Below are 682 nucleotides of genomic sequence, written 5' to 3'. Positions count from 1 at the left end.
GGGGGTGCCGGTCGGCCCGGGCGACCTCGCGGACGCGGCGGCCGGATGCGTCCGGCGCGGCGCCCGTGATCTCGCGGCGGCGCTCGCGGCCTGCCCCGGCGGTCTCCGCGGCGCGCTCGTCGACGGCGTCCTCGCCGGTCTCGCGGACGCGGACGGCCACCGCCTCGAGCCGGAGCTGTGCGACGCGCTCTACGAGCACCTCGATCGTCTGCGCGGCGTCCCGCGCACGGCCGTCCCCGTCCTGGCGTCGGTGGGCCGCCGCGACCCCGCCCGCCGCCCGGCGGTCACCGCCGAACTCCTGGGTCTGGCCGCCCGTGCCGGCTCGCTCCCGGACGGGGAGCGTCCGGGAGGTCCCGAGGGCCCGGCGCACGCACGGCGCGAACCCGGTGCGGCGACGGGCGTCACGGGGTTGGAGGCGGCGCTCGGGGAGGTGTGGGTCTCGCCGCCGTCCGTGGCGGAGTGCACGGACCTGCTGGACGCGCACGGGAGCGCGGTCGGCGCGTACGAGGCGCTGGCCGCGCTGCCGTGCCGGACGTTCGGGCGGCTCGCGGAGGACGCCTTCACCGACGCCGGGGTACTGCGGCTCGCGGCGCGGGTCGAGGCGGTCCTGCCGGGCGGGGCGGCGGCGCGGGACGCGGCGGCCGTGCGGGCGCACGCGGACGCGGTCACCGCCGACCGGCCG

The 682-nt window shown here is 81.4% G+C and carries 1 pseudogene; it reads left to right on the top strand.

Annotated features, from left to right (window positions below):
- A pseudogene (locus tag ACFQ11_RS37790) lies at window positions 1-682 on the top strand (hypothetical protein); the annotation flags it as partial.

It is taken from the genome of Actinomadura sediminis (assembly GCF_042675525.1).
Classification (GTDB): domain Bacteria; phylum Actinomycetota; class Actinomycetes; order Streptosporangiales; family Streptosporangiaceae; genus Spirillospora; species Spirillospora sediminis.
This window is presented reverse-complemented; position numbering and strand designations above follow the sequence as displayed.